The organism is Pseudomonas sp. NPDC089395 (genome assembly GCF_044749525.1).
Classification (GTDB): Bacteria; Pseudomonadota; Gammaproteobacteria; order Pseudomonadales; family Pseudomonadaceae; genus Aquipseudomonas.
In genome coordinates, this window is record NZ_JBIVID010000005.1 from 364,883 (window position 1) to 387,481 (window position 22,599).

Here is a 22,599-nt window from a genome sequence, read left to right on the forward strand (position 1 = left end):
CCGGGGACTTTTACCAAAGAGCTGGCCACGTTACTCAGGCTGGGCGAGGTTCACAAGGGCTGATGCAGTGCCTGTACTGGCCCTATCGCCGGCTTGCCGGCGATAGGGCCAGTACAGGCGATACATTTCGGACAGGCAGAAAAAAGGGCCCGAAGGCCCTTTCTCATTCAACCACCCAGGTAGGCGTCGCGCACTTTCGGATCGGTCAGCAAGGCTTCCCCGGTCCCCTGCATGACCACCCGGCCGTTCTCCAGCACGTACGCCCGGTCGGCGACTTTCAACGCTTGGTTGGCATTCTGCTCCACCAGGAACACCGTCACGCCATCGCGGCGCAGTTGCTCGATGATGTCGAAGATCTGCTGGATGATGATCGGTGCCAGACCCAGCGAAGGCTCGTCGAGCAACAGCAGCTTGGGCTTGCTCATCAGCGCCCGGCCGATGGCCAGCATCTGCTGCTCGCCACCCGACATGGTGCCGCCGCGCTGGATGTAACGCTCCTTCAGGCGCGGGAACAACTGCAGGACCTTGTCCAGCTGCTCCTGATAGTCACCCTTGTTGGTGAAGAAGCCGCCCATGGCCAGGTTTTCCTCGACGGTCAGGCGGGCGAACACGCGGCGGCCTTCGGGCACTACCGCGATGCTCTTGCGCATGATGTGCGAGGAAGGCTGGCCGACCAGCTCTTCACCCAGGTACTTGATGCTGCCACTGTGCGCCTGCGGCGAGCCGCACAGGGTCATCAGCAAGGTCGACTTGCCGGCACCGTTGGCGCCGATCAGCGTGACGATTTCGCCCTGGTTGATTTCCACGTTGACGCTGTGCAGCGCCTGGATCTTGCCGTAGAAGGTGGAAACGTTCTCGAACTTCAGCATTTACGCTTCCCCCAGGTAGGCTTTGATCACATCAGGGTTGTCGCGGATCTCCTCCGGTGTGCCGTGGGCCAGGGGGGTGCCCTGGTTGATCACGACGATATGGTCGGAAATGCTCATCACCAGCTTCATGTCGTGTTCGATCAGCAGCACGGTGACGTTGTGCGACTCGCGCAGGTAGGCGATCAGCGCCTTGAGGTCTTCGGTCTCCTTCGGGTTCAGGCCCGCTGCCGGTTCATCGAGCATGATGATGCGTGGCTGGGTCATCATGCAGCGGGCGATTTCCAGGCGGCGCTGCTGGCCGTAGGCGAGGGTGCCGGCGGTACGGTTGGCGAACTCGGTCAGGTTGACCTTCTCCAGCCAGTACTGCGCACGCTCCATGGCCTCCTTCTCGCTGCGGCGGAAGTTCGGGGTCTTGAACAGGCCGGCGAAGAAGTTGGTGTTGAGGTGGCGGTGCTGGGCGATCAGCAGGTTCTCCAGTGCGGTCATTTCCTTGAACAGGCGCACGTTCTGGAAGGTCCGCACCACGCCCTTGCGGGCGATCTGATGGCCGGCCAGGCCCTGGATCGGCTGGCCGTCGAGCAGGATGGTGCCACCGCTGGGCTTGTAGAAGCCGGTCAGGCAGTTGAACACGGTGGTCTTGCCAGCGCCGTTCGGGCCGATCAGCGCCACGACCTGTTTTTCCTTGACGGTCAGGGCCACGCCGTTGACCGCCAACAAGCCGCCGAAGCGCATGCTCAGGCCGCTGACTTGCAGAATTTCGCGGCTCATCGACGCAGCTCCATGTGTGGACGTTGCATAGGCAGCAGGCCTTGCGGACGCCAGATCATCATCAACACCATCAGCGCACCGAACATCAGCATCCGGTATTCGCTGAACTCACGCATCAGCTCGGGCAGCAGGATCATCACGATGGCCGCGAGGATCACGCCCAGTTGTGAGCCCATGCCGCCGAGCACGACGATGGCGAGGATGATCGCCGACTCGATGAAGGTGAACGACTCAGGCGTCACCAGGCCCTGGCGCGCGGCGAAGAAGCTGCCGGCGAAGCCCGCGAAGCAGGCACCCAGGGTAAAGGCCGAGAGCTTGATCACGGTCGGGTTCAGGCCCAGCGCGCGGCAGGCGATCTCGTCTTCACGCAGCGCTTCCCAGGCACGGCCGATCGGCATGCGCAGCAGGCGGTTGATGACGAACAGGGCCAGCAGCGCCAGCAGCAGGGCAACCAGGTAGAGGAAGATGACCTTGTTGATCGAGTTGTATTCCAGCCCGAAGAACTCATGGAAGGTCTGCATCCCCTCGGCTGCACGGCGTTCGAAGGTGAGGCCGAAGAGCTCCGGTTTCGGGATGTTGCTGATGCCGTTGGGGCCGCCGGTCCAGTCGGTGAGGTTGCGCAGGAACAGGCGGATGATCTCGCCGAAGCCGAGGGTCACGATCGCCAGGTAGTCACCGCGCAGGCGCAGCACCGGGAAGCCGAGCAGGAAGCCGAAGGTGGCGGCCATCAGGCCGGCGATCGGCAGGCACACCCAGAAGCTCCAGCCCAGGTAGTGGGAGAGCATGGCGTAGCTGTACGCACCCACGGCATAGAAGCCCACGTAGCCCAGGTCGAGCAGGCCTGCCAGGCCGACCACGATGTTCAGGCCCAGGCCCAGCAACACGTAGATCAGGATCAGCGTGGCAATGTCCACCGCACCGCGCGAGCCGAAGAACGGCCACACCAGTGCCGCGACGATCAGGCCCAAGATCACGTAGCGCTGGGTCTTGGGCAGGGTCAGGTAGTTGCTGACTGCCGGCGGGATCAATTTGCGATCCGAGCGGCGGCCCATTACCGAGCTCCACTGCTTGTCGAACAGCACGCGCAGGAACATCAGCACCGAGCACACGGCGATGATGCTGATGGTGAAGGAGCCCTGGCTGTGCACCGCAAGGCTGATGCCGTCGATGCTCAGTTTCAGGCCCAGCACCGGGAAGGCCACGGCCCATACCAGCAAGGCGGCGAAGAACGCCTGTTTGAGATTTCTGTTCATACTTTTTCAACCTCCGGGCGGCCGAGGATGCCGGTCGGCCGGAACAGCAGGACAAGAACCAACAGACCGAATGCCACGACGTCCTTGTACTGGTCGCCGAAGATGTCGGCGCCGAAGGCTTCGGCCACGCCCAGCACCAGCCCGCCGAGCATCGCGCCCGGGATGCTGCCGATGCCGCCCAATACCGCCGCGGTGAAAGCCTTCAGGCCCACCAGGAAACCGGCGTTGGGGTTGATCACCCCGTACTGCATGCTCAGCAGCACGGCCGCCACCGCCGCGAGTGCGGCACCGATGACGAAGGTCAGGGCGATGATGTTGTTGGTATTGATGCCCAGCAGGTTGGCCATCTTGATGTCCTCGGCGCAGGCACGGCAGGCGCGCCCCAGGCGGGAACGGGAGATGAACAGGGTGAGCAGGGTCATGGCCACCAGGGTGACCACGAACACCAGGATCTGCATGTAGCTGATCAGTACTTCTTCAGCACCGCCCGGCCCGAAGGAGAAGCTCCCGGGGATCAGGTTGGGGATGGACTTGTCCTTGGAGTCCTGCGACAGCAAGACAGTGTTCTGCAGGAAGATCGACATGCCGATGGCGGAAATCAGCGGGATCAGACGGTTGCTGTTGCGCAGGGGGCGGTAGGCAACCCGTTCGATGCTGTAGCCATAGGCACTGGTGACGAAGATCGTCGCGACGAAGGCAACGGTCATCAGGATCGGCAGCGAATGGATACCCATCATGGCCAGGCCCGCCAGGGCGATGAAGGCCACGTAGGAACCGATCATGTACACCTCGCCATGGGCGAAGTTGATCATGCCAATGATGCCGTACACCATCGTGTAACCGATGGCGATCAAGGCATAGGTGCTGCCGATGGTCAATCCATTAACCAATTGTTGGAAGAAATGGTAGATCTCAGGCATTACAGCGCTCCTAAAAACCTGATTTGCATTTCGCCGGCCGGGTGACGGCCAGGAAACCGCGGATGACGGTTTTAAGATTTTCAGGTGAACCCGCTGCCGGATCGCGGCAATCAGGCCCATGAACCTCGTAAAACAAAGCCCACTGCTCGCACAGTGGGCTTCTACGGTCAGCTATTTAGTCACGCAGTTACTGAGGGGAGACTTCAGTCTTCGGCTTGCCGAAGTGCCATTCGTAGACCACGAACTTGAAGTCTTTCAGGTCGCCTTTCTCGTCATACGTCAGGGTGCCGGTCGGGGTCTTGAAGGAACCGGCGTGGATGGCCGCAGCCACTTTGTCGGTATCTTCGGACTTGGCCGCTTCAATACCCTTGGCGATCAGCTCCACGGCGGAGTAGGCAGGGAACACGAACGGGCCGCTTGGGTCTTTGCCGTCAGCCTTGATGGCGTCGACGATGGCCTTGTTCTCAGGGTCGGCGTCGAACGATTTCGGCAGGGTGACCAGCAGGCCTTCGGAGGCGTTCTGGGCGATCTGCGAGATGGAGTCGTTACCCACGCCTTCTGGGCCCATGAACTTGGCTTTCAGGCCTTTTTCCTGAGCCTGGCGCAGGATCAGGCCCAGCTCGGGGTGGTAGCCGCCGTAGTAGACGAAGTCGACGTTGTTCTGCTTGAGCTTCTGGATGATCGAGGAGAAGTCCTTGTCACCGGCGTTCAGGCCCTCGAACACGGCCACCTTGGTGCCTTTCTTCTCGAGGGTCTGCTTGACGGCGGTGGCGATGCCTTCACCGTACTGCTGCTTGTCGTGCAGAACGGCAACCACTTTTGGTTTGACGTGGTCGGCGATGTAATTGCCGGCGGCCGGACCCTGGGCGCTGTCCAGGCCGATGGTGCGGAAGATCAGCTTGTAGCCACGGGCGGTGATTTCCGGGCTGGTGGCAGCCGGGGTGATCATGATCACGCCTTCGTCTTCGTAGATGTCGGACGCTGGCTGGGTGGAGCTGGAGCACAGGTGGCCGATGACGAACTTGACGCCGTCGTTGACCACTTTGTTGGCGACCGCCACGGCCTGTTTAGGGTCGCACGCGTCGTCGTATTCCTTGGCTTCAAGCATTTTGCCATCGACGCCGCCCTTGGCGTTGATGTCCTTGATGGCCTGTTTCGCGCCAATGAACTGCATGTCGCCGTACTGGGTCACAGGACCCGTCTTCGGACCGGCGATGCCGATCTTGATGGTATCGGCGGCAAACGAATGGCTGGCTACCCCAGCCAGTACCATTGCGGCGAACAGCTTGGAAATCTTGATCATAGTGCTCCACTCATTCTGTTGTAATTCTTATAGTCCTGGCGGCCAGGGCTACAGACCGGGCGGGATTTGCGGTATGGCCACGCCACACTGCATGCCCACCTTCCCCCGGAACATGTCCCGGAACTGTACCGGTACAGTGTAGAGCGCTGTTCGAGCGCTTGAAAAGCGGGCGAAAAGCGCCTGATTCCCGGGTTGTCGCATGATCGACACAAAGATACAAAAAAGCGCCATCAATTTGCCTGTATCTTCGGCTCCACCCCACACGTTCGGGGCCAATCGACCAAATTACATATTTGAAACCGGGTTTTTCTGCAAAAATGCGGGCCTTTTTTCATTGGCCGATTTTGCGGGTACGAACCCATGACTGATCAAACAAGCACCCTCTATGCCAAATTGCTTGGCGAGACGGCGACCATCGAGTGGAAAGCCTTGGAGCGTTTTTGGGCCAAGGGTGACCTGATTTGGGTCGACCCTAGCCTGGACCTCATCGCCGTTGCCGAAGCGATGGCCGAGAATCGCAGCGAGATCTTCGCCAAGTGGCGCAGTGATGGCACTGTTGGGCCGGTCAGCGCTGAGCAGGCGCTCGACCTGCAAAGCCGCGATCCAGAGATCTGGGCGGTGGTGGTTTCGCCGTTCATCGTGATTCAAGCGAAGACGTCTGCGTGAAGGTGCTCCGTTTTGGTGCGTGAAAACGCACAGTCGCCTCGACTTGGTGCTTGCGGGCGTGCACCCGGGTAGAGGTAGGTAACAATTTGGCGTGGCGGTAACAGTTTACGGAATGCGTAATGGGTCGTTGTGCGGCCCAGTGAATGTTGAATTTGCCAGGAGCGCTCCATGAGTTCTGAACTTCCTTCACTTGGATTCGCCGGAATCGGCCTGATGGGCTTGCCCATGTGCCGGCGCCTGCTGGCCGCAGGTTTCGCGCTGACGGTGTGGAACCGCAGCCCGGAAAAATGCGCCGAGCTGGTTGCCGCAGGCGCGCGCCTGGCGGCGAGCCCCGCCGAGTTGTGCCGCGACAACGACATGGTGCTGCTATGCCTGGCCGATACCGCCGTGGTGCGCGAGGTGGTGTTCGGTGAGCATGGCATTGCCACGGGCGGGCGCCGCGGGCAATTGCTGGTCGACTTCTCCAGCCTTGAGCCGACCGCCACACGCGAAATGGCTGCCGAACTGGCGGCGCTGTGTGGCATGGCCTGGCTGGATGCGCCGGTGTCTGGCGGTACCCCAGGGGCCGAGGCGGGCACGCTGGCGATCATGGTCGGCGGCGATGGCGCCGACCTTGAGCGGGCACGTCCGGTATTGCAGGTGCTCGGCCAGCGCGTGACGCACATGGGCGGCGTGGGGGCGGGGCAGGTGACCAAGGCCTGCAACCAGATGATCGTGGCCTGCAACGCCCTGGTCATTGCCGAAGTGGTGGCCCTGGCCGAGCAGTCGGGGGTCGATGCCCGTTTGATCGCCGAAGCGTTGGCCGGCGGTTTCGCCGATTCCAAACCGCTGCAGATCCTTGCGCCGCAGATGGCAGCAAGCAATTACGAACCGATCAAGTGGCATGTACGCACGCTGCTCAAGGACCTCGACGGCGCAGTCAAGTTGTCCCGTGAACAGGGCACGGCAACGCCACTCAGTGGCCTTGCCGCACAATTGATGCGATTGCACGGTAGCCAGGGGTATCTGCAAAAAGATCCGGCGACTCTGGTAGAACTCTATCGCAATAAGGAATAGGGGCTATTTCCTGGCGGTCGAGCCGGTCCAGGATCGGCCGCAGGTCTGCCAAAGGGACTGGGCGGCTCAACAGGTAGCCCTGCAGGTAGTCGCAGCCGTTATCAGCGAGGAACGCGTGCTGTTCGACGGTTTCCACCCCTTCACTGACCACTTTCAGGTGCAAGGTATGGGCCATGGCGATGATCGCCTGGATGATCTCGCGGTCTTTGAGGCTGCCCGGCACATCCTGCAGGAACGTGCGGTCGATCTTCAGCACATCCAGTGGCAAGCGCTTGAGGTAGGCGAGCGACGAATAGCCGGTACCGAAGTCGTCGATCGACAGGCTGACGCCTTGGTCACGAATGCCCTTGAGCAGGCCGACGGTGCGCTGGATGTCGCCCATCAGGGCGTTTTCGGTGATCTCCAACTCCAGGTGATGGGGCGCAAGACCAGCATGCGACAGTGCCATTTCCACTTCGTGGGCCAGCGCCTCGTGGCCAAGGGTCACTGCCGAGCAATTGACCGTGACCTTGAGGGCGCCGTAACCGTGACGCTGGAGCTGGGCCAGGTCCTCGCAGGCGCGGCGCAGCACCCACAGGTCCAGGTCGACGATCAGGCCGTTGGCTTCGGCGATGCCGATGAAGCGGTCCGGCCCGAGCAAACCATGCTGTGGATGCTGCCAGCGCACCAGGGCCTCAAGCTTGTCGACCTGGCCACTGTGCAAGTCGAAGATGGGTTGGTAATGCACGCATAGCCCTCGCTCCTCGAGCTGAGCGATGCGCAATTCCTCCTCCAGTTGCAATTCCAGGGTGGCTCGGCTCTTCAACGTGCTGTTGAAGAAATGCAGGCTGTTGCGCCCGTTGCCCTTGGATTGGTAAAGGGCAAGGTCGGCATGCTTGAGCAGTTCTTCGGCGCTGTGTCCATCGTCGGGGAAGATACTGATGCCGATGCTGGTGGTCATCACCATGCGTCGGCCACCCAGGTCGATCGGCTCCTTCATTCGCTGCATGATGCGCTGGGCCAGGTGACGTGCTTCATCGCGGCTGCCGAGGCTGGTGACGATGCAGAACTCGTCGCCGCCGAAGCGCGCAACCAGGTCCTGGCTGCGGGTGGCGGCCTTGATATGGCTGGCGATGGCCTTGAGCAATTCGTCGCCGGCATCGTGGCCAAGGCTGTCGTTGATACGCTTGAAGTGGTCGATGTCGAGGAACATCACTGCCAGCCGGTTGGCGCTGGCAGTGCATTCGGCCAGCCGTTCGGCGAACAGCTGGTTGAAGCCGCGGCGGTTGACCAGGTTGGTCAGTGCGTCGTAATGGGCAGCCTGCTGCAATGAAGCCCGTGCCTGGTCCAGCTGGCTGAGCAGGATACTGACCCGGCGCAGGTCGTGTTCCTTGCTCTGCAGCTTCTTGTCGGCAAGGGCGGCGCTGATGCTGCTGCCGCTGATCAGCAGGGTGATGAAGGCGATGGTCAGGCCCAGTTGCAGGCTGTTGTCGCCGGAGGCCAGGCTTAACGCGGTGTCCTCTGGAATCACCAGGGTCATGGCCGCCATGGCCGTGAAATGCGTGGCGACGATGCCTCCGGCCATCAGCAGGGCTGCGCCGTACTTCATGGTTTGGTGCAGGCCGCCACTGCCATTGCTGAAGTAGCGCGCCAGTAGCAAGGCGGCGAGGCTGGTGAGCAGGGCGATGGCCGCGCAAGTGAGCAACAGGCCGGTGTTGTAGTACTGCTGGGCGCCGGTTTGGAGGGCCGCCATGCCAACGAAATGCATGAGGATGATGCCCAGGCCGATCAGCAGCGCGCTTTGCAGGTAGTTCTGAAGGCGCATGTGAATACGGTCGAGACTGGTCATCGCCATCCACGCCACTACCAGTGCGATCAGCAGCGAGAGTCCAGTCAGCGACGCGTCATAGTGCATTTCCACCGGTGCCTGGAACGCCAGCATGCTGATGAAGTGCATGGCCCAGATGCCACCTGCCAGGCAGCAGGCGCCGAGCATGCGCCATTGGCGTTGCGCGGCAGGGTGTTCGCTGTGGGACTGCCGTTCGGCCATGTCCAGGGTGGCGAAACAGGCAGCGCTGGCCACGGCGAAAGCGATGAGGATCAAAAGGGGTTCATGCCGACAGTCGATGACGATCCGTCCGGTAACGGGCAGCTCGGCGAACAATTGCAGACCCAGCCATTCCATCGCTTGCCTCTTCGTCGAGTGGGCACTCAAGGCAGTATAGGAAGGAGTGATTAAACCTTCCTGGGTAATGGCACTTTGATTCTATGATTTGGTTATTGAATCAATAACGGCGGGAAATAAAACCGTGAGGCGGGAGTGGGGGCGCAATGCGCCCCCGGGGTATAGCCAATTTAACCGGCGACCAGCACGCGAATCGCTTCCAGGCGCAAGGCGGCCTTTTCCAGCATCGCCAGGCCGTCGTCACGCTGCTTGCGCAAGGTGTCGATCTCGCTGTCGCGCACGCTAGGGTTGACGGCTTTCAGCGCCGTAAGGCGCGCCAGCTCTTCATCCGCCTCGGCGGCCAGGCGACGCTGGGCCTCGGCGACGCGCTCGATATGGGTCGGCAGGATTTTTTCCTCGCCACCACTGATGCGCTTGGCCAGCACGTCACGCTGGGCCTGGACGAATTTGTTGGCGCTGGCGCGTGGCACGCTTTCGAGCTGGTCGTTGAGGGTTTCGAAGGCCACCCGCGAAGCCAGGTCGTTGCCATTGGTATCGAGCAGGCAGCGTAGCGCTGCTGGCGGCAGGTAGCGGCCCAACTGCAGGCTCCGCGGCGCCACCACCTCACTGACGAACAGCAGTTCGAGCAATACGGTGCCTGGCTTGAGTGCCTTGTTCTTGATCAGGGCGACGGCGGTGTTGCCCATCGAGCCGGACAGCACCAGGTCCATGCCGCCCTGCACCATCGGGTGTTCCCAGGTGAGGAACTGCATGTCTTCGCGCGACAGCGCCTGGGTGCGGTCGTAGGTGATGGTCACGCCTTCGTCGTCGCCCAGCGGGAAGCTGGCGTCGAGCATCTTCTCGCTCGGTTTGAGGATCAGGGCGTTTTCCGAGTGGTCTTCGCTGTCGATGCCAAAGGCGTCGAACAGGGTTTCCATGTAGATCGGCAGGGCGAACTGGTCGTCCTGTTCGAGGATCGCTTCGACCAGCGCCTGGCCTTCGCCGGCGCCACCGGAGTTTAGCTCCAGCAGGCGGTCGCGGCCGCTGTGCAGTTCGGCTTCCAGGCGCTCGCGCTCGCTGCGGGCTTCGGCCACCAGCGCGGTCCAGGCCTTGCCGTCGCCATCTTCGAGCATCGGCAGCAGGCGTGGGCCGAACTGGTGCTGCAGGGCGTTGCCGGTCGGGCAGGTATTGAGGAAGGCGTTGAGGCCTTCGTGGTACCACTGGAACAGGCGCTCCTGCGGGCTGTCCTGCAGGTACGGGATGTGCAGCTGGATGGTGTGCTTCTGGCCGATGCGGTCGAGGCGGCCGATGCGCTGTTCGAGCAGGTCGGGGTGGGCCGGCAGGTCGAACATCACCAGGTGATGGGCAAACTGGAAGTTGCGGCCTTCGCTGCCGATCTCGGAGCAGATCAGCACCTGGGCGCCAAATTCTTCGTCGGCGAAGTAGGCGGCGGCGCGGTCACGTTCGAGGATGCTCATGCCTTCGTGGAAGACCGTGGCCGGAATACCGGAGCGCACGCGCAGGGCGTCTTCCAGGTCCATGGCGGTTTCGGCGTGGGCGCAGATCACCAGAACCTTGGTGCGCTTGAGCATCTTCAGGGTATCGATCAGCCAGTCGACCCGTGGGTCGAAGCGCCACCAGCGCTCGTCATCGCTGGTATCGCCCTGCGCCTGGAAGGCGACTTCCGGGTACAGCTCGGCATGCTCGCCGGCCGGCAGGTCGCGGTATTGCTCCGGGTTGGCCAGCGGGTAAGGGTGCAGCTGGCGCTCAGGGAAGCCCTGGATCGCCGCGCGGGTGTTGCGGAACAGCACGCGGCCGGTGCCGTGGCGGTCAAGCAACTCGCGAATCAGGCGCGCACTGGCCTGGCTGTCGCCGTCGCTGACTGCGGCCAGCAGGGCTTCGCCTTCGGCACCCAGGAAGCCCTGGATGGTGGCGTGGGCCTTGGGCGACAGGCGGCCTTCGTCGAGCAGCTCCTGCACCGCTTCGGCCACCGGGCGATAGTGCTCGCTCTCGGCGCGGAAGGCGGCCAGGTCATGGAAACGGTTGGGGTCGAGCAGGCGCAGGCGGGCGAAGTGGCTGTCCTGGCCCAGTTGCTCGGGCGTGGCGGTGAGCAGCAGCACGCCGGGAATGACCTGGGCCAGTTGCTCGACCAGGTTGTACTCGTTGCTGGCCTGCTCTTCGTGCCAGACCAGGTGATGGGCCTCGTCGACCACCATCAGGTCCCAGCCGGCGGCGAACAGTGCATCCTGGGCCTTTTCGTCATCGACCAGCCACTCCAGGGCGACCAGCGCCAGTTGGGCATCCTCGAACGGGTTGCTGGCGTCGCTTTCGATGAAGCGCTCGGCGTCGAACAATGCCACCTGCAGGTTGAAACGCCGGCGCATTTCCACCAGCCACTGGTGCTGGAGGTTTTCCGGTACCAGGATCAATACGCGGCTGGCGCGACCGGACAGCAACTGGCGATGGATCACCAGACCGGCCTCGATGGTCTTGCCCAGGCCCACTTCGTCGGCCAGCAGCACGCGTGGTGCGCTACGGTCGGCGACTTCGCGGGCAATGTGCAACTGGTGGGCGATCGGTTGCGCACGGCAGCCACCCAAGCCCCAGAGCGACGATTGCATCTGCTTGCTGGTGTGGTGCAGGGTGTTGTACCGCAGGCTGAACCAGGACAGCGGGTCGATCTGACCGGCGAACAGGCGGTCGCTGGCCAGGCGGAACTGAATGAAGTTCGACAGCTGGGTTTCCGGCAAGGTGCGCGCCTGGTTCTGGCCGTCGAGGCCGTGATAGACCATCAGCCCGTCGATGTCCTCGACCTCGCGTACGGTCAGCTTCCAGCCTTCGAAGTGGGTGATCTGGTCACCTGGCGAGAAGCGCACGCGGGTCAGCGGCGCATTGCGCAGGGAATACTGGCGGGTGTCGCCAGTGGCCGGGTAGAGCACGGTCAACAGGCGGCCATCCTGCGCCAGGATGGTCCCCAGTCCGAGCTCTGCTTCGCTGTCGCTGATCCAGCGTTGCCCCGGTTGATACTGCTGCGCCATACTGCCTGAACTCCCGCGATGAAAAGCCGGCTATGTTAACGGATAGGCCGGGCTGACCATAGACTAGAAAGACCATCAGTCTAGCTGTTTCATCACAGATAACCGTCTTGCTGACGAGGGCTACGCACTGACATGCCGCTCAAGCACCGCTGGTTGAACGCCTCCCTGGCCATGGGCAGCTTGCTGTTGCTCGGCGCCTGCGATCAGAAAAAATTCGAAACCTTGCACGCGATCCCGATCGAGCAGCTTGAAGTACTGGGCGTGCAGACACCGATCAAGAGCGTGCATTTCCGAGACCAGGACGGCGAAGGCCTGCTGGTGCTCAGCCGCAGCGACGGCCAGGCGGTCGATGCCGAGTCCGAGCAGGAAGTGGACAAGGTGGTGCTCAAGGCCACTCTGTACGGGCGGGGCGCCGCCAGCGACGCGTTCAAGGCGCGCTGGCAGATCGAGCAGGAAACCACCTGCTCCGGGCTGGACCTGGATGTCGACTTCTATACCGATGTCAGTGATGTGAGCGACCTGAACGAGGACGGCATCGCCGAAGTGACGGTGGCCAGCCATGCCTTCTGTGGCGGCGGAATCGATCCCCACGACATCGCCATCGAGATGCGCGAAGGCCAGACCAGCTACACCATCACCGGCCAGTCGCTGATTACGCCCGCGGGGGAAGAGCCAGTGGGTGGCGAGCGTGAAGACAGTGCATCGCTGAAAAATGCCCCTCAGGTACTTCGCGAGCACATGGATGCTGTCTGGCAACAGGTCTACAAGCGGCCCTGGAGCGAGGCCAGCCCGCCCGTCGACGACGACGAGCCTGACGACGAAGCCGAATAGTCGCAGGCTTTAGTGGCATGAGGCGGCCGTGACGGACCACACACGCTCACCTGGCGGTGCTCAAGGTGGTCGACGGTTGGCCGATACAGTGGGTACAGGAGAACGTTCATGTTGCCGCCGATCATTCCGCTCAGTGCTGCGCCCGTCACATCGCAACAGGACCCGGTCAAGCCGACCCCCGAGATCAAGCCGGTGGTCCCCGCGCAACCGTCGTCCGGTGAAAGTGCCATCGACCTCAAGCACCAGCGCGACCCGCAGGAGCAGGCCCTGTTGCTGCGCGACGAACAGCGCTGGCAGCAGCAACGCCGAAACCACAGGGGTGACCAGGAGCGCTACAGCGCGGTGCCGGGCGACGAAGTCAACGCCGACAACACCGTACCGGTGGCGCCATTGATGGGCGAGCACCCTCGCCAGGGGCTGCTGGTCGACATCGAAGTCTGAGCCAGGGCTGGTCATGGCCGGGGCCTGGCTTCATCATGCAAGTCTCTGTTCACCGTCGAGCCTGCACATGAGCCAAGACAACCTCATCGACTTCGATGCCGAACGCGCCAAGCGCGTCCACGACCTCAAGGAAAAACGCCTCAACGAAGTGCGCCAGGCGTTCGAGCAAGCCATGCCGCTGGGCAAGGCAAAGAAGAAAAAGCCCAAGAAGCGCTGAAACTTGACGCAGGTCAACCCTGCACCCGCCTCGCCTGCCCGGTCCCGGGCAGCATTGATCCCGATCAATTTTTCCCTCCTCCGCATTCGTTACCTTGCATCCATCGGACAACGGCAAACGAATCGGGAGGCCGACATGTTCTTCGACAATGTGGTTATCGCGGGTGTGGTAACGGTCGGGTTGATGTTCGCTTTCTTTGCCGGTCTAGGCATTTTCATCTGGAAGGACTCGAACAAGCGCAAGCCGCGCTGACCTTCCAGATTCACGAGCACGCAAGGCATTTTGGGCGACTTCGGTCGCCTATTTTTTTGCCTGTTGGTTTTGTATCGACTGCACAATTGGCCAAAAGAATGGTTAGCTAACTATTTATTGTTTCGGCATTATCCTTCTTTGCGTTGTCTATCGTTTACCTAATCATCCCCCCGCAAGGTCCGATTCGTGCCCATCACCCTCCAGGCCCTGTTCGCACCCAGCAGCCTCGCCCTCAAGTTCGCCATCAAGACCGTGCTCGGTGGTGGTCTGGCCCTGTGGTTGGCGATGCGTTGGGGGCTGGAGCAGCCCGCCTGGGCATTGATGACCGCCTTCATCGTCGCCCAGCCGTTGTCGGGCATGGTGGTGCAGAAGGGCCTCGCGCGGCTGGCGGGGACCCTGGTCGGCACGTTCATGTCGGTGGTATTCATTGGCCTGTTCGCCCAGACCCCATGGTTGTTCCTCATTACCCTGGCGTTGTGGCTGGCGTTGTGCACGGCTGCTTCCACGCAACTGCGCAGCGCGTGGGCCTACGCCTTCGTGCTGGCCGGCTACACCGCGGCAATCATTGCCTTGCCGGCGATCGACCACCCGTTGCAAGTGTTCGACCAGGCTGTGGCGCGCTGTACCGAAATCTGCCTGGGGATCTTCTGCGCCACCGCCACCAGTGCCTTGCTGTGGCCGATGCGGGTTGAACAACAACTCGCCGGGCAGGCCCGCCAAGCCTGGCAGAACGGCCTGCAGGCGGCCAGCGCCATGCTCGGCGGCGAGGACGAAGCACGCAAGGGCTTGCTGGAGATCCTCGGGCGCATCGTTGCCATCGATGCCCAGCGCGAGCATGCCTGGTTCGAAGGACCGCGCGGGCGCCTGCGGGCCAGGGCGATTCGCGTGCTGAGCCAGAAGTTGATGGTGTTGCTGCGCATTTCGCGCTCGGTTCGCCGGCAATGGCGGCAACTCGATGAGCAGCAAGCGCTCGCGCTTGGCCCATGGCTGGAAGAGGTGCGCGTGGTGTTGGCCAAACCCGACCAACCAAGCCTGCTACTGCTGCGCCAACGCATCTGGGATGCCGCACACGCTGAGCAGATCAGTTCTGCCGAGCATTTCTGCCTGGCTCGCATCACCTTGCTGCTGGACTATGCCATGGCCGCCAGCCAGGCACTGGATGACGTCGAAGCGGGCAGGGCGTCCAAGGAAGTCGGGGAGGGCCTGGCCGCGCACCATGATTGGTCGTTGGCGCTGTTGTTCGGCTCGCGCAGTGCGCTGGCCTTCCTGGTGATGAGTTGCTTTTGGCTGGCCACCGCCTGGCCGTCTGCGCCGGGCGGGCTGGTGTTGACGTGCGTGGTCTGCAGCTTGTTCGCCAGCCGTGAAAACGGCGCCCAGATCGGCCTGAGTTTCTTGCGCGGCATCTTGCTGGCAATCCCGGTGGCGTTTCTGGTCGGGCAGATCATCCTGCCGCAGTGGAGCAGTTTCGCCATGCTTTGCCTGGGCCTGGGCGTGCCGCTGTTTCTGGGCGCCCTGGGCATGGCCCACCCACGTACCGGCGCCACGGCCACGTCTTATTGCCTGCATTGCATCGTCCTGGTGGCGCCACTCAATGCCATGCAATTTGGCGTGGCGAGCATGCTCAACAGTGCCTTGGCGATGCTCCTTGGGGTGAGCGCGGCCGTGCTGGCGTTCCGCCTGCTGGTGTTCCGTCACCCAGCCTGGCTTCGCCGACGCTTGCGGGCGGCAACGCAAAGTGACCTGGTACGGCTGACCCGACGTGACCTGCGCGGTGCCGACACCTGGTTTGGCGGGCGCATGGCCGACCGCCTGATGCAGTTGGCGCGGCAGGTCAGCGAGTCGCCCGGCGCCGAGCGCAAGCTCTGGGATGACGGCCTGCATGGCCTGGATATCGGGGATGAACTGGTGCACTTGCGCATGTGCCTGGCGGTAGCCCAGGCCCCATTGGGCGCCGCCGAGCGCGAATACCTGGAACAGCTGCAAGCGGTGCTGGCGCAAGGGCCGGCCGCTGGCCGCGGGCAACGCCTGGACGCCGTCAGCGAGCACTTCATCGCCGCCCTGCAGCGTCAGCCACCCAGTGACCCGTTGCGCCTGGCCGAAGGTGCCGTGTTGCAATTGCAGAGGAGTTGGCGCAAATGGTGCCATTGGCAGGAGGAAGCCCATGGGCTTGCGTGAATGGGCCCTGGGCGGCGTGCTGCTCAGCCCTTTTCTGATCTACGTGCTGCTGGCCCTGGTGCTCACCGGCGCCTTGCGTCTGGTAGTGCAGGCCACGCCGTTGGCGCGTTGGATCTGGCATGAAGCACTGTTCGATACGGCCGTGTTCGTGTGTGTGTTGTACCTGGTCGTCCGCCTGCTAGGGCCTTTGTGAGGAGTGATTCGATGCGTGCTGTCGTCCGTACCCTGGTGACCCTTTGCGTGGTCGCCATCGCTGTTCTGGCCGGCTACAAGCTCTGGCAGTACTACATGCTCACCCCGTGGACACGTGATGCCCGGGTGCGGGCCGATGTGGTGGTGATCGCCCCCGACGTGTCTGGCTGGGTGCGCGAGCTCAAGGTGCAGGACAACCAGCCGGTGAAGGCCGGTGACCTGCTGATGACCATCGATCGCGAGCGTTTCCAGGCAGCCTTCGACCAGGCCAATGCCGTGGCCGAAACGCGCACCCAGCAACTGCACCTGCGCGAGCGCGAAGCGGCGCGGCGCACGGCGCTGGGCCCGGAGGCGATCAGTGCCGAGCTGCGCGAAAACGCCCAGATCAATGCCGCCATCGCCCGTGGCGAGCTGCATGAGGCCGAGGCCCAGTTGCAGGTGGCGAAAATCAACCTGGCGCGCAGCGAGGTGCGGGCGCCGCGCGATGGGCACATCACCAACCTGCGCCTGGCCCAGGGCAACTATGTGAATACCGGCGAGGCTGTCATGGCCCTGGTGGATGATTCGACTTTCTATATTCAGGCCTACTTCGAGGAAACCAAGCTGCCGCGCATTCGCGTGGGCGACTCGGTGAATGTCTGGCTGATGGGCGCAGGCGATGCGATGCGAGGGCATGTGGAGAGCATCAGCCGAGGCATCACCGACCGCAACAGCAACCCCGACAGCCAGCTGTTGCCAGAAGTCGAGCCCACATTCAACTGGGTGCGGCTGGCGCAGCGCATACCGGTGCGGATCAGGCTGGACCAGATTCCGCAGGACATGAACCTCAGTGCAGGGATGACGGCCAGCGTGCAGGTGCATGAAGATCAGGCTGACCGGTGAGGAGCCTGGGGCCGCCGTCGCGGCCCTGGCCAATCAGAGGAACATCCCGCCAGTGACCTGCTGGTTGTCGCGTGCCACGCCGCCACCAAAGTCAGTCTCGATCGCCCCGGGGGCAACAATGTTGACCCGGATGCCACGTGCCCCCAGCGCCTTGGCCTGGTAGCGGGTCAATACTTCCATCGCGGGTGCAGGCTTTCATGAGCTGGTTGGCTGGGTTGCTGGCGTCTCAGGTCGATCCAGCGGCAGATGAAAGCTGAACAGGGTGCCTCGCTGGGCGTCAGACACTACTTCCATCCTCCCGTCATGGGCCAGGGCGATCTGATTGGCGATGTACAGGCCAAGCCCCAGGCCTTGCTGCGGTGCTTCGGCCAGTGGCCGGGTGAACGGCTGGAACAGTTGGCTCAGGGTCGGCGCAGCGATGGGCTGACCCCGGTTGTGCACGCTGAGCACGAATTCGCCGTCAGCGATGGCTGCTTTGACGGTTACCGGGCCATCTGGGTCGCCATGGACCAGGGCATTGGCAATGAGGTTGGAGAGCAGCTGGGTCACCCGTTCACGGTCACAGCGCAGGCCGCCGAGGGCGCCGATGTCCAGCACGATCTGGCGTTGCGGATGCACGCCTTGCAGTTCCGAGGCGACATGCCTGAGGCCTTCGGCCAGGTCCGGGCAGGGCTGCTGGTTCAGGGGGATGCCTGCGCCTAGCCGGCCTCGGGCGAAGTCCAGCACATCCCGCACGAGCTGCGAAGCGCGCCGGCCACAGGTGTGGATGTGCCGAGCGATGGCGCGGTTCTTGTCATCCTCAAGGCGCTGGGCCAGCAGTTCGGCCCCAGCGGTAATGGCGAACAATGGGTTGCGCAAGTCGTGGCCAAGCACGGCGATGAACTGCTCGCGTACTTCGGCCATGGCTCGCTCCTGGCGCAGGGCGCGCTCGGTGCGCTGGGCGTTTTCCTCGCTTTCGATCTGGATGGCCAGCAGGCGGGCGAAGGACTCCATCATTGGCTGGATCGCGCTGCCCTTGAGGGCCGCCGGGTTGGGGTCGAGCGCGCAGATGGTGCCGAAAAAGCTGCCATCGGTACGGAATACCGGCACTGAAATGTAGCTTTCGAAGCGATAGTGCTTGGGGGTGTGGTGGCTGCAGTACTGTTCGTCTTCGCTGGCTTTGTCGATCACGATGGTCTGGTGAGTGCTGCGGATCTCGTGGCAAAGCGTGGTGGCCACGTCGAGCTCGCCGCCGACGTCCAGGCCGAAGCCCAAGGTGTCGAGCACCGCACAGGCAACCCATTGGTTTTCTGTGACGCGCGCCACGGCGGCGAAACGCATGCCGGTGGTTTCACAGATGACCTGGAGAATGGCGGGCACGGCGTTGATGCGGGCGATGGTGGCGATATCGGCGCTGATGGCGTCGGTCATGAGCGGTCCCGGTATTGGCGACGGAGGGGCAGGGTGTCAGTCTAGCGGGCCTGCTGATGGATGACGAAAAACCTTGGCGAAACGGTTGGCACCTGCGCTAGGCTGAGCGAGCGCGTTGCCCAGCAGAGGCAGCCGCTTCCCGCCTGGCGTGCGTCACTTCCGTTCTATTGCGAGGTTACGTCATGGCCATCACATCCCTGGACATCTGCAGCGCCGCCGACCAGCTTGAGGGCTTCGTCGGTTTTCATGGCAAGCGCGGGGTCCATATCGTGCGGTTTTCCGAGGACGCGTTCGGCATGGACGTGGCGGACGACAGCATCACACCGTGCAGCGAATTCGTCTGGCGGCCCGAGCAGGGGCAGCGCATGGCGCTGTGCCGTGAGCGGCTGGCGTTGCTGCTGGAGCAGCATGTGGATGCACGGCTGAACATTGGCGAGCCGCTTCGCATCTACCTGCGCCGCAGCGATTTGCCGGAGATCGTGGCGCAGCGCACGTTGCGTTGAGGGTTCAGTCAGGATAAGCCAGCCTGAGCGGCGTGCCTTCGGCACTGGCGAAATTGACCTGGTCGCGACCACACCGCTTGGCGCTGTAGAGCGCCTTGTCAGCCTGCTCCAGCCAGTGCTCGGGGGACTCCAGGTCTGCCTGGAATGCCGACAAGCCGATGCTCAGGCTGATCCTCAGGTGGGGCAGCTGTGGGTTGCGATAGCCGGCCACACGCTCGCGCAGGCGTTCCATGGCCAGGCAGGCTTGAGCCTCGCTGGTGCCTGGCAGGATCAGGCAGAATTCGTCGCCGCCATAACGCCCGGCTTGGTCGTCCTCGCGCAGGTGGCGCTTGAGATCCTCGCTCAGCTGGCGCAGCACGCAGTCGCCGACCACGTGGCCGAAGGTGTCGTTGATGGTCTTGAAATGGTCGACGTCGATCAGGGCGATCACGGCTGGCCGTTGTTGCTGCTGACAGGCCTGGAAGTGCTGCACGAGCAGGTCTTTCCAGGCGCCGTGGTTGAGCAGACCGGTCAGGCTGTCAGTCAGGCTCAGGGCGCTCAGACGCTGTTTGTGCTCGGCGAGCTGGATCGCCAGGTGGTAGCAGACCCAGCCCAGGGCCAGCGGATACAAGGTCAGCATTGGCAGGCACGCGTAAATCTGCAGCGGTGTGGTGTCCAGGTGCAGGCCGGTGCCCAGCAGTGCGCTGGCCAGCGCCATGCCCGCCAACTGCGCCAGGACACCCTGGCCGACCAGGCGTTTGCCGCCGGCGGCCACATTGTTCATGGTCATCATCGACAGCACGGTGACCGTGGGCAGCGGGTTGAACTGCATTGCCACGGTCCAGAATCCGCCCATCAGCGAATCCAGCAGCATGTTGCGGTGTTCGGCCTTATAAGGCGCCGCTGAACGTCGCGCCCACTGATAGGCGACATGCGGCCAGAGCAGGCCGTTGAACAGCAAAAGCAGCCAGGACCAGGTGGGGGGCGACAGCGGCGCCATAGCGGCAGCCACGCTGAGCAGCCCAATACCCAAGCCAATAATGCGCGGCAGGTAGATGCGCTTGACGAAAGAGAGTCCCTTGCCGCGGCGGTTATCCATCATGGTTTTCTTCTTTTGTTGAGGCGCCGTTTATCGCATAAGTCGCGTGAATATTGTTGAACAGTGTTTCATCGTCGAAAAATGACCTTGCAAGCCAATTCACGGTTAGTGCGATCACTGTGGAGTAACATGAAGGCTTTCCTCTTGCTCGGAGTGCTGCTGCTCATGATTCCCATGGCTAACCCCGGCGGTGAGTCGGCGCCCCAGCGGGACGGACGCTTTCATAACCAGGCCAGCCTGCCCCAGGACGGGGTGCTGAAGAAGTTGCGCATCGGCCTCAAGTACCTGTTCCTGCGCAAACCACCCGAAACCCGGCCGGCGACCGCGATCAGCGTGCAGCCGATGACTCGCCAGCAGGTACTCGACGCCCCGGACCACAGCCTCTGGCGCCTGGGCCACTCCACGGTATTGCTCAAACTGCGCGGGCGCTTCTTTATTACCGACCCGGTGTTTGCCGAGCGGGCCTCGCCGGTGCAATGGGCCGGGCCACTGCGCTTCCACGCGCCACCGCTGACACTGGAACAATTGCCACCCCTGGCGGCGGTCATTCTCTCCCACGATCACTTCGATCACCTCGACGAACAGGCCATTCGCCGCCTGGCCCCGCGCACTGAACGCTTCCTGGCACCGCTCGGGGTGGGTGATCGGCTGGTCGATTGGGGTGTGCCGCCGAACAAGGTCACCCAGCTCGACTGGTGGCAGGAGGCACAGGTCGACGGCGTGCGCTTCATCGCCACGCCCGCTCAGCATTTTTCGGGGCGTGGGTTGTTCGACAGCAACCGGACTTTGTGGGCTTCGTGGGTGGTGATCGATGAGCCGGTGCGCCTGTTCTTCAGTGGCGACACTGGTTACTTCGACGGTTTCCGCCAGATCGGCGAACGCTTTGGCCCATTCGACCTGACCCTGGTCGAGACTGGCGCCTACAACCTGGCCTGGCCCAACGTGCACATGCAGCCGGAGCAAAGCCTGCAAGCGCATCTCGACCTGCGCGGGCGCTGGATGCTGCCGATTCATAATGGCACCTTCGACCTGTCGATCCATGGTTGGCAGGAACCCTTCGAACGTATCGTCGCCTTGGCTGGCGCCGCGCAAGTGCGCCTGAGCACGCCGCAGATGGGCGAGCGGGTCAGTCTCGATTCGCCACACGAAGGGCAGAACTGGTGGCAACCGCGGCCGGCGCGCGAGCGGGGCAGGGGGGCCGAGCGCGCGCTGGCGGGGCAATGAGGTCATTCCCGGGAGTCGCGCTGGGCGGGTGATGTGGGTTTTTCTTCTCTTAATAGCTGCGAGGGCGGCTTGCCGCTATCGCTACGGACCTGGGCATGGCTGATCAGGGCAAAGATGAAGCTGCCGCCGATGATGTTGCCGACCAGCGTCGGCAGCGCGAACTGTAGCCAGAACTCTTGCCAGGTCCGCTCGCCCGCCCAGACCAGATAGGACACTTCCACCGAACCGACGACGATGTGGGTGAAGTCACCCAGCGCCATTAGATAAGTGATCATCAGGATGATCCAGATCTTGGCGTGCTCCATGGACGGGATCATCCAGACCATGGTGGCGATCATCCAGCCCGAGACGATGCCCTTGGCGAACATCTGGCTCATGTCGTTGGTCATGACCTTGCGGCCGACTTCTAGGAAGGCCACGTCGGTCTTGCTGTCGAAGATCGGGAGTTCGAGCATGACCCAGGCGACCAGCAATGTCCCCGCCAGGTTGCCCAGCAGTACCACGCTCCACAGGCGCAGCAGGCGTCCGAGGTTGGCGAGAGTCGGTGTGGTCATGACGGGCAGTACGGCGGTCAGGGTGTTCTCGGTAAACAGCTGTTGGCGCGCCAGGATCACGGCGAGAAATCCCGCGCTGTAGCCGAGGCTGGCGACCACCTGGGCACTCTCGCCCTCTGGCAGGCGCGAATAGAAAAGCCCCATGGCCATGAAGGAAAGACCCATGGTCAGACCCGCTGCCAGGGCAGACCACCACAGCGCCGCGAGGGTGCGCTCAAGCTCCAGGTCACCCTGGGAGCGAATGATTTCATGGAGCACGGCTGCCCGCGGGGGCTGGTTATGGCTGACCTCCTGTTCCTCGTCCGGGGAAAGGCCGGGGGTCTTGTCGCTCTGCGCATCGCTCATGGCCGTTACGCTCCACGGGGTATTTCTCTACAGAGCGACGGGGAAGGCATTTAGTTGCCTGGAGGCTTTCAAATGACAATTGAAAGTTTTTTCAGATCAAGGTGTTGACTCTGATTTCAAAGCGCGTATTATTCGCCTCCTCGCAGCGTTGAACGCAACGAGGCAAGCGGTAAGTTGTTGAGGTGAAAGGCTTTTGAAAGAAAGCTGATTCAAAAAACTTCAAAATAAACGCTTGACAGCAAATGAGGAAAGCGTAGAATGCGCGCCTCGGTTGAGACGAAAAGCTCTTGACCAAACGCTCTTTAACAAATCGAATCAAGCAATTCGTGTGGGTGCTTGTGAGTACGGACTGATAGTCACAAAGATTATCAGCATCACAAGTGGCCATGCGAGAAATCACATAGTCATTTGAGATTGCTGAGCCAAGTTTAGGGTTTCTTAAAAACCCAAGCAGTATTGAACTGAAGAGTTTGATCATG

At 62.5% G+C, this 22,599-nt stretch carries 21 protein-coding genes and 2 pseudogenes; 11 read left to right on the forward strand and 12 right to left on the reverse strand.

The window, feature by feature from the left end:
- Positions 1-167: 167 nt before the first annotated feature.
- The 5 genes from ACIPZG_RS14520 to ACIPZG_RS14540 form a co-directional block, all read right to left on the reverse strand.
- Positions 168-869, reverse strand: coding sequence for an ABC transporter ATP-binding protein (locus ACIPZG_RS14520; protein WP_016498257.1), 702 nt, complete (start codon positions 867-869; stop codon positions 168-170).
- Positions 870-1,637, reverse strand: coding sequence for a high-affinity branched-chain amino acid ABC transporter ATP-binding protein LivG (livG, locus tag ACIPZG_RS14525; RefSeq protein WP_008097486.1), 768 nt, complete (start codon positions 1,635-1,637; stop codon positions 870-872). It lies immediately after the preceding gene.
- Positions 1,634-2,890, reverse strand: a complete 1,257-nt coding sequence (locus tag ACIPZG_RS14530) for a high-affinity branched-chain amino acid ABC transporter permease LivM (RefSeq protein ID WP_400714766.1) — start codon at positions 2,888-2,890, stop codon at positions 1,634-1,636. The genes livG and ACIPZG_RS14530 overlap by 4 nt, the downstream gene beginning before the upstream one ends.
- Positions 2,887-3,810, reverse strand: a complete 924-nt coding sequence (gene livH, locus ACIPZG_RS14535) for a high-affinity branched-chain amino acid ABC transporter permease LivH (RefSeq protein ID WP_008097482.1) — start codon at positions 3,808-3,810, stop codon at positions 2,887-2,889. Before livH ends, ACIPZG_RS14530 begins: the two co-directional genes overlap by 4 nt.
- 187 nt (positions 3,811-3,997) lie before the next feature.
- Entirely contained in the window at positions 3,998-5,113 is a 1,116-nt protein-coding gene (locus ACIPZG_RS14540) for a branched-chain amino acid ABC transporter substrate-binding protein (RefSeq protein WP_008097477.1), read from the reverse strand.
- A gap of 360 nt (positions 5,114-5,473) precedes the next feature.
- Here ACIPZG_RS14540 and ACIPZG_RS14545 point away from each other — a divergent pair, with 360 nt between their 5' ends.
- Positions 5,474-5,779, forward strand: a complete 306-nt coding sequence (locus ACIPZG_RS14545) for a DUF2288 domain-containing protein (protein ID WP_400714769.1) — start codon at positions 5,474-5,476, stop codon at positions 5,777-5,779.
- A 168-nt stretch (positions 5,780-5,947) separates the two neighbouring features.
- Complete coding sequence (locus ACIPZG_RS14550) at positions 5,948-6,835, forward strand: NAD(P)-dependent oxidoreductase (RefSeq protein WP_400714772.1); 888 nt, start codon at positions 5,948-5,950, stop codon at positions 6,833-6,835.
- On the opposite strand, the gene ACIPZG_RS14555 is transcribed toward ACIPZG_RS14550, so the two are convergent.
- Together ACIPZG_RS14555 and rapA are read right to left on the reverse strand one after the other, a co-directional pair.
- Entirely contained in the window at positions 6,735-8,999 is a 2,265-nt protein-coding gene (locus ACIPZG_RS14555; RefSeq protein WP_400714775.1) for a putative bifunctional diguanylate cyclase/phosphodiesterase, read from the reverse strand. The two genes, ACIPZG_RS14550 and ACIPZG_RS14555, sit on opposite strands and share 101 nt — an antisense overlap.
- A 170-nt stretch (positions 9,000-9,169) precedes the next feature.
- Positions 9,170-12,016, reverse strand: a complete 2,847-nt coding sequence (gene rapA, locus ACIPZG_RS14560; protein WP_400714778.1) for an RNA polymerase-associated protein RapA — start codon at positions 12,014-12,016, stop codon at positions 9,170-9,172.
- Positions 12,017-12,148: 132 nt separating this feature from the next.
- On the opposite strand from rapA, the gene ACIPZG_RS14565 reads away from it, so the two are divergent.
- The 7 genes from ACIPZG_RS14565 (at position 12,149) to ACIPZG_RS14595 (ending at position 17,006) form a co-directional block, all read left to right on the forward strand.
- Entirely contained in the window at positions 12,149-12,847 is a 699-nt protein-coding gene (locus tag ACIPZG_RS14565) for a M949_RS01915 family surface polysaccharide biosynthesis protein (RefSeq protein ID WP_400714781.1), read from the forward strand.
- A gap of 108 nt (positions 12,848-12,955) precedes the next feature.
- Positions 12,956-13,288, forward strand: coding sequence for an aspartate-semialdehyde dehydrogenase (locus ACIPZG_RS14570; RefSeq protein WP_400714782.1), 333 nt, complete (start codon positions 12,956-12,958; stop codon positions 13,286-13,288).
- A 67-nt stretch (positions 13,289-13,355) separates the two neighbouring features.
- On the forward strand, positions 13,356-13,505 hold the full coding sequence (locus ACIPZG_RS14575; protein WP_400714785.1) for a hypothetical protein: 150 nt from the start codon (positions 13,356-13,358) through the stop codon (positions 13,503-13,505).
- Between the two features lie 135 nt (positions 13,506-13,640).
- Positions 13,641-13,757 (forward strand): cytochrome c oxidase subunit CcoM, encoded by a 117-nt coding sequence (gene ccoM / locus ACIPZG_RS14580; RefSeq protein ID WP_008097462.1) that lies wholly within the window; start codon positions 13,641-13,643, stop codon positions 13,755-13,757.
- Between the two features lie 186 nt (positions 13,758-13,943).
- The gene (locus ACIPZG_RS14585) at positions 13,944-15,932 is read left to right on the forward strand and encodes an FUSC family protein (protein WP_400714788.1); all 1,989 of its coding nucleotides are present in this window, start codon (positions 13,944-13,946) and stop codon (positions 15,930-15,932) included.
- Positions 15,919-16,125 (forward strand): DUF1656 domain-containing protein, encoded by a 207-nt coding sequence (locus tag ACIPZG_RS14590; RefSeq protein ID WP_400714791.1) that lies wholly within the window; start codon positions 15,919-15,921, stop codon positions 16,123-16,125. The genes ACIPZG_RS14585 and ACIPZG_RS14590 overlap by 14 nt, the downstream gene beginning before the upstream one ends.
- 11 nt (positions 16,126-16,136) lie before the next feature.
- Positions 16,137-17,006: an efflux RND transporter periplasmic adaptor subunit gene (locus tag ACIPZG_RS14595; protein ID WP_400714794.1), complete on the forward strand. Its 870-nt coding sequence runs from the start codon at positions 16,137-16,139 to the stop codon at positions 17,004-17,006.
- A gap of 54 nt (positions 17,007-17,060) precedes the next feature.
- Here the strand turns inward: ACIPZG_RS14595 and ACIPZG_RS14600 are convergent.
- A pseudogene (locus ACIPZG_RS14600) lies at positions 17,061-17,189 on the reverse strand (SDR family oxidoreductase); the annotation flags it as partial.
- Positions 17,190-17,201: 12 nt separating this feature from the next.
- Complete coding sequence (locus ACIPZG_RS14605) at positions 17,202-18,416, reverse strand: ATP-binding protein (protein WP_400714797.1); 1,215 nt, start codon at positions 18,414-18,416, stop codon at positions 17,202-17,204.
- A 182-nt stretch (positions 18,417-18,598) separates the two neighbouring features.
- Here ACIPZG_RS14605 and ACIPZG_RS14610 point away from each other — a divergent pair, with 182 nt between their 5' ends.
- Positions 18,599-18,919, forward strand: a complete 321-nt coding sequence (locus ACIPZG_RS14610) for a DUF2025 family protein (RefSeq protein WP_400640921.1) — start codon at positions 18,599-18,601, stop codon at positions 18,917-18,919.
- Positions 18,920-18,923: 4 nt separating this feature from the next.
- On the opposite strand, the gene ACIPZG_RS14615 is transcribed toward ACIPZG_RS14610, so the two are convergent.
- On the reverse strand, positions 18,924-19,997 hold the full coding sequence (locus tag ACIPZG_RS14615) for a diguanylate cyclase (protein ID WP_400714829.1): 1,074 nt from the start codon (positions 19,995-19,997) through the stop codon (positions 18,924-18,926).
- Positions 19,998-20,126: 129 nt separating this feature from the next.
- On the opposite strand from ACIPZG_RS14615, the gene ACIPZG_RS14620 reads away from it, so the two are divergent.
- A complete protein-coding gene (locus ACIPZG_RS14620; RefSeq protein ID WP_400714799.1) occupies positions 20,127-21,221 on the forward strand; it encodes an MBL fold metallo-hydrolase in 1,095 nt (364 codons plus the stop codon).
- Between the two features lie 2 nt (positions 21,222-21,223).
- Here the strand turns inward: ACIPZG_RS14620 and ACIPZG_RS14625 are convergent, their stop codons facing one another.
- Both ACIPZG_RS14625 and ACIPZG_RS14630 read right to left on the reverse strand, forming a co-directional pair.
- Positions 21,224-22,120, reverse strand: coding sequence for a formate/nitrite transporter family protein (locus ACIPZG_RS14625; protein WP_400714802.1), 897 nt, complete (start codon positions 22,118-22,120; stop codon positions 21,224-21,226).
- 91 nt (positions 22,121-22,211) lie between these two features.
- Positions 22,212-22,599, reverse strand: a pseudogene (locus tag ACIPZG_RS14630) (hypothetical protein); the annotation flags it as partial.

What these genes read in the sequence shown, in the direction of transcription:
- ACIPZG_RS14520 (WP_016498257.1), bottom strand. Translation starts at nt 869, where the DNA reads ATGCTGAAGTTCGAGAACGTTTCCACCTTCTACGGCAAGATCCAGGCG.
- livG (WP_008097486.1), bottom strand. Translation starts at nt 1,637, where the DNA reads ATGAGCCGCGAAATTCTGCAAGTCAGCGGCCTGAGCATGCGCTTCGGC.
- ACIPZG_RS14530 (WP_400714766.1), bottom strand. Translation starts at nt 2,890, where the DNA reads ATGAACAGAAATCTCAAACAGGCGTTCTTCGCCGCCTTGCTGGTATGG.
- livH (WP_008097482.1), bottom strand. Translation starts at nt 3,810, where the DNA reads ATGCCTGAGATCTACCATTTCTTCCAACAATTGGTTAATGGATTGACC.
- ACIPZG_RS14540 (WP_008097477.1), bottom strand. Translation starts at nt 5,113, where the DNA reads ATGATCAAGATTTCCAAGCTGTTCGCCGCAATGGTACTGGCTGGGGTA.
- ACIPZG_RS14545 (WP_400714769.1), top strand. Translation starts at nt 5,474, where the DNA reads ATGACTGATCAAACAAGCACCCTCTATGCCAAATTGCTTGGCGAGACG.
- ACIPZG_RS14550 (WP_400714772.1), top strand. Translation starts at nt 5,948, where the DNA reads ATGAGTTCTGAACTTCCTTCACTTGGATTCGCCGGAATCGGCCTGATG.
- ACIPZG_RS14555 (WP_400714775.1), bottom strand. Translation starts at nt 8,999, where the DNA reads ATGGAATGGCTGGGTCTGCAATTGTTCGCCGAGCTGCCCGTTACCGGA.
- rapA (WP_400714778.1), bottom strand. Translation starts at nt 12,016, where the DNA reads ATGGCGCAGCAGTATCAACCGGGGCAACGCTGGATCAGCGACAGCGAA.
- ACIPZG_RS14565 (WP_400714781.1), top strand. Translation starts at nt 12,149, where the DNA reads ATGCCGCTCAAGCACCGCTGGTTGAACGCCTCCCTGGCCATGGGCAGC.
- ACIPZG_RS14570 (WP_400714782.1), top strand. Translation starts at nt 12,956, where the DNA reads ATGTTGCCGCCGATCATTCCGCTCAGTGCTGCGCCCGTCACATCGCAA.
- ACIPZG_RS14575 (WP_400714785.1), top strand. Translation starts at nt 13,356, where the DNA reads ATGAGCCAAGACAACCTCATCGACTTCGATGCCGAACGCGCCAAGCGC.
- ccoM (WP_008097462.1), top strand. Translation starts at nt 13,641, where the DNA reads ATGTTCTTCGACAATGTGGTTATCGCGGGTGTGGTAACGGTCGGGTTG.
- ACIPZG_RS14590 (WP_400714791.1), top strand. Translation starts at nt 15,919, where the DNA reads ATGGGCTTGCGTGAATGGGCCCTGGGCGGCGTGCTGCTCAGCCCTTTT.
- ACIPZG_RS14595 (WP_400714794.1), top strand. Translation starts at nt 16,137, where the DNA reads ATGCGTGCTGTCGTCCGTACCCTGGTGACCCTTTGCGTGGTCGCCATC.
- ACIPZG_RS14605 (WP_400714797.1), bottom strand. Translation starts at nt 18,416, where the DNA reads ATGACCGACGCCATCAGCGCCGATATCGCCACCATCGCCCGCATCAAC.
- ACIPZG_RS14610 (WP_400640921.1), top strand. Translation starts at nt 18,599, where the DNA reads ATGGCCATCACATCCCTGGACATCTGCAGCGCCGCCGACCAGCTTGAG.
- ACIPZG_RS14615 (WP_400714829.1), bottom strand. Translation starts at nt 19,997, where the DNA reads ATGGATAACCGCCGCGGCAAGGGACTCTCTTTCGTCAAGCGCATCTAC.
- ACIPZG_RS14620 (WP_400714799.1), top strand. Translation starts at nt 20,127, where the DNA reads ATGAAGGCTTTCCTCTTGCTCGGAGTGCTGCTGCTCATGATTCCCATG.
- ACIPZG_RS14625 (WP_400714802.1), bottom strand. Translation starts at nt 22,120, where the DNA reads ATGAGCGATGCGCAGAGCGACAAGACCCCCGGCCTTTCCCCGGACGAG.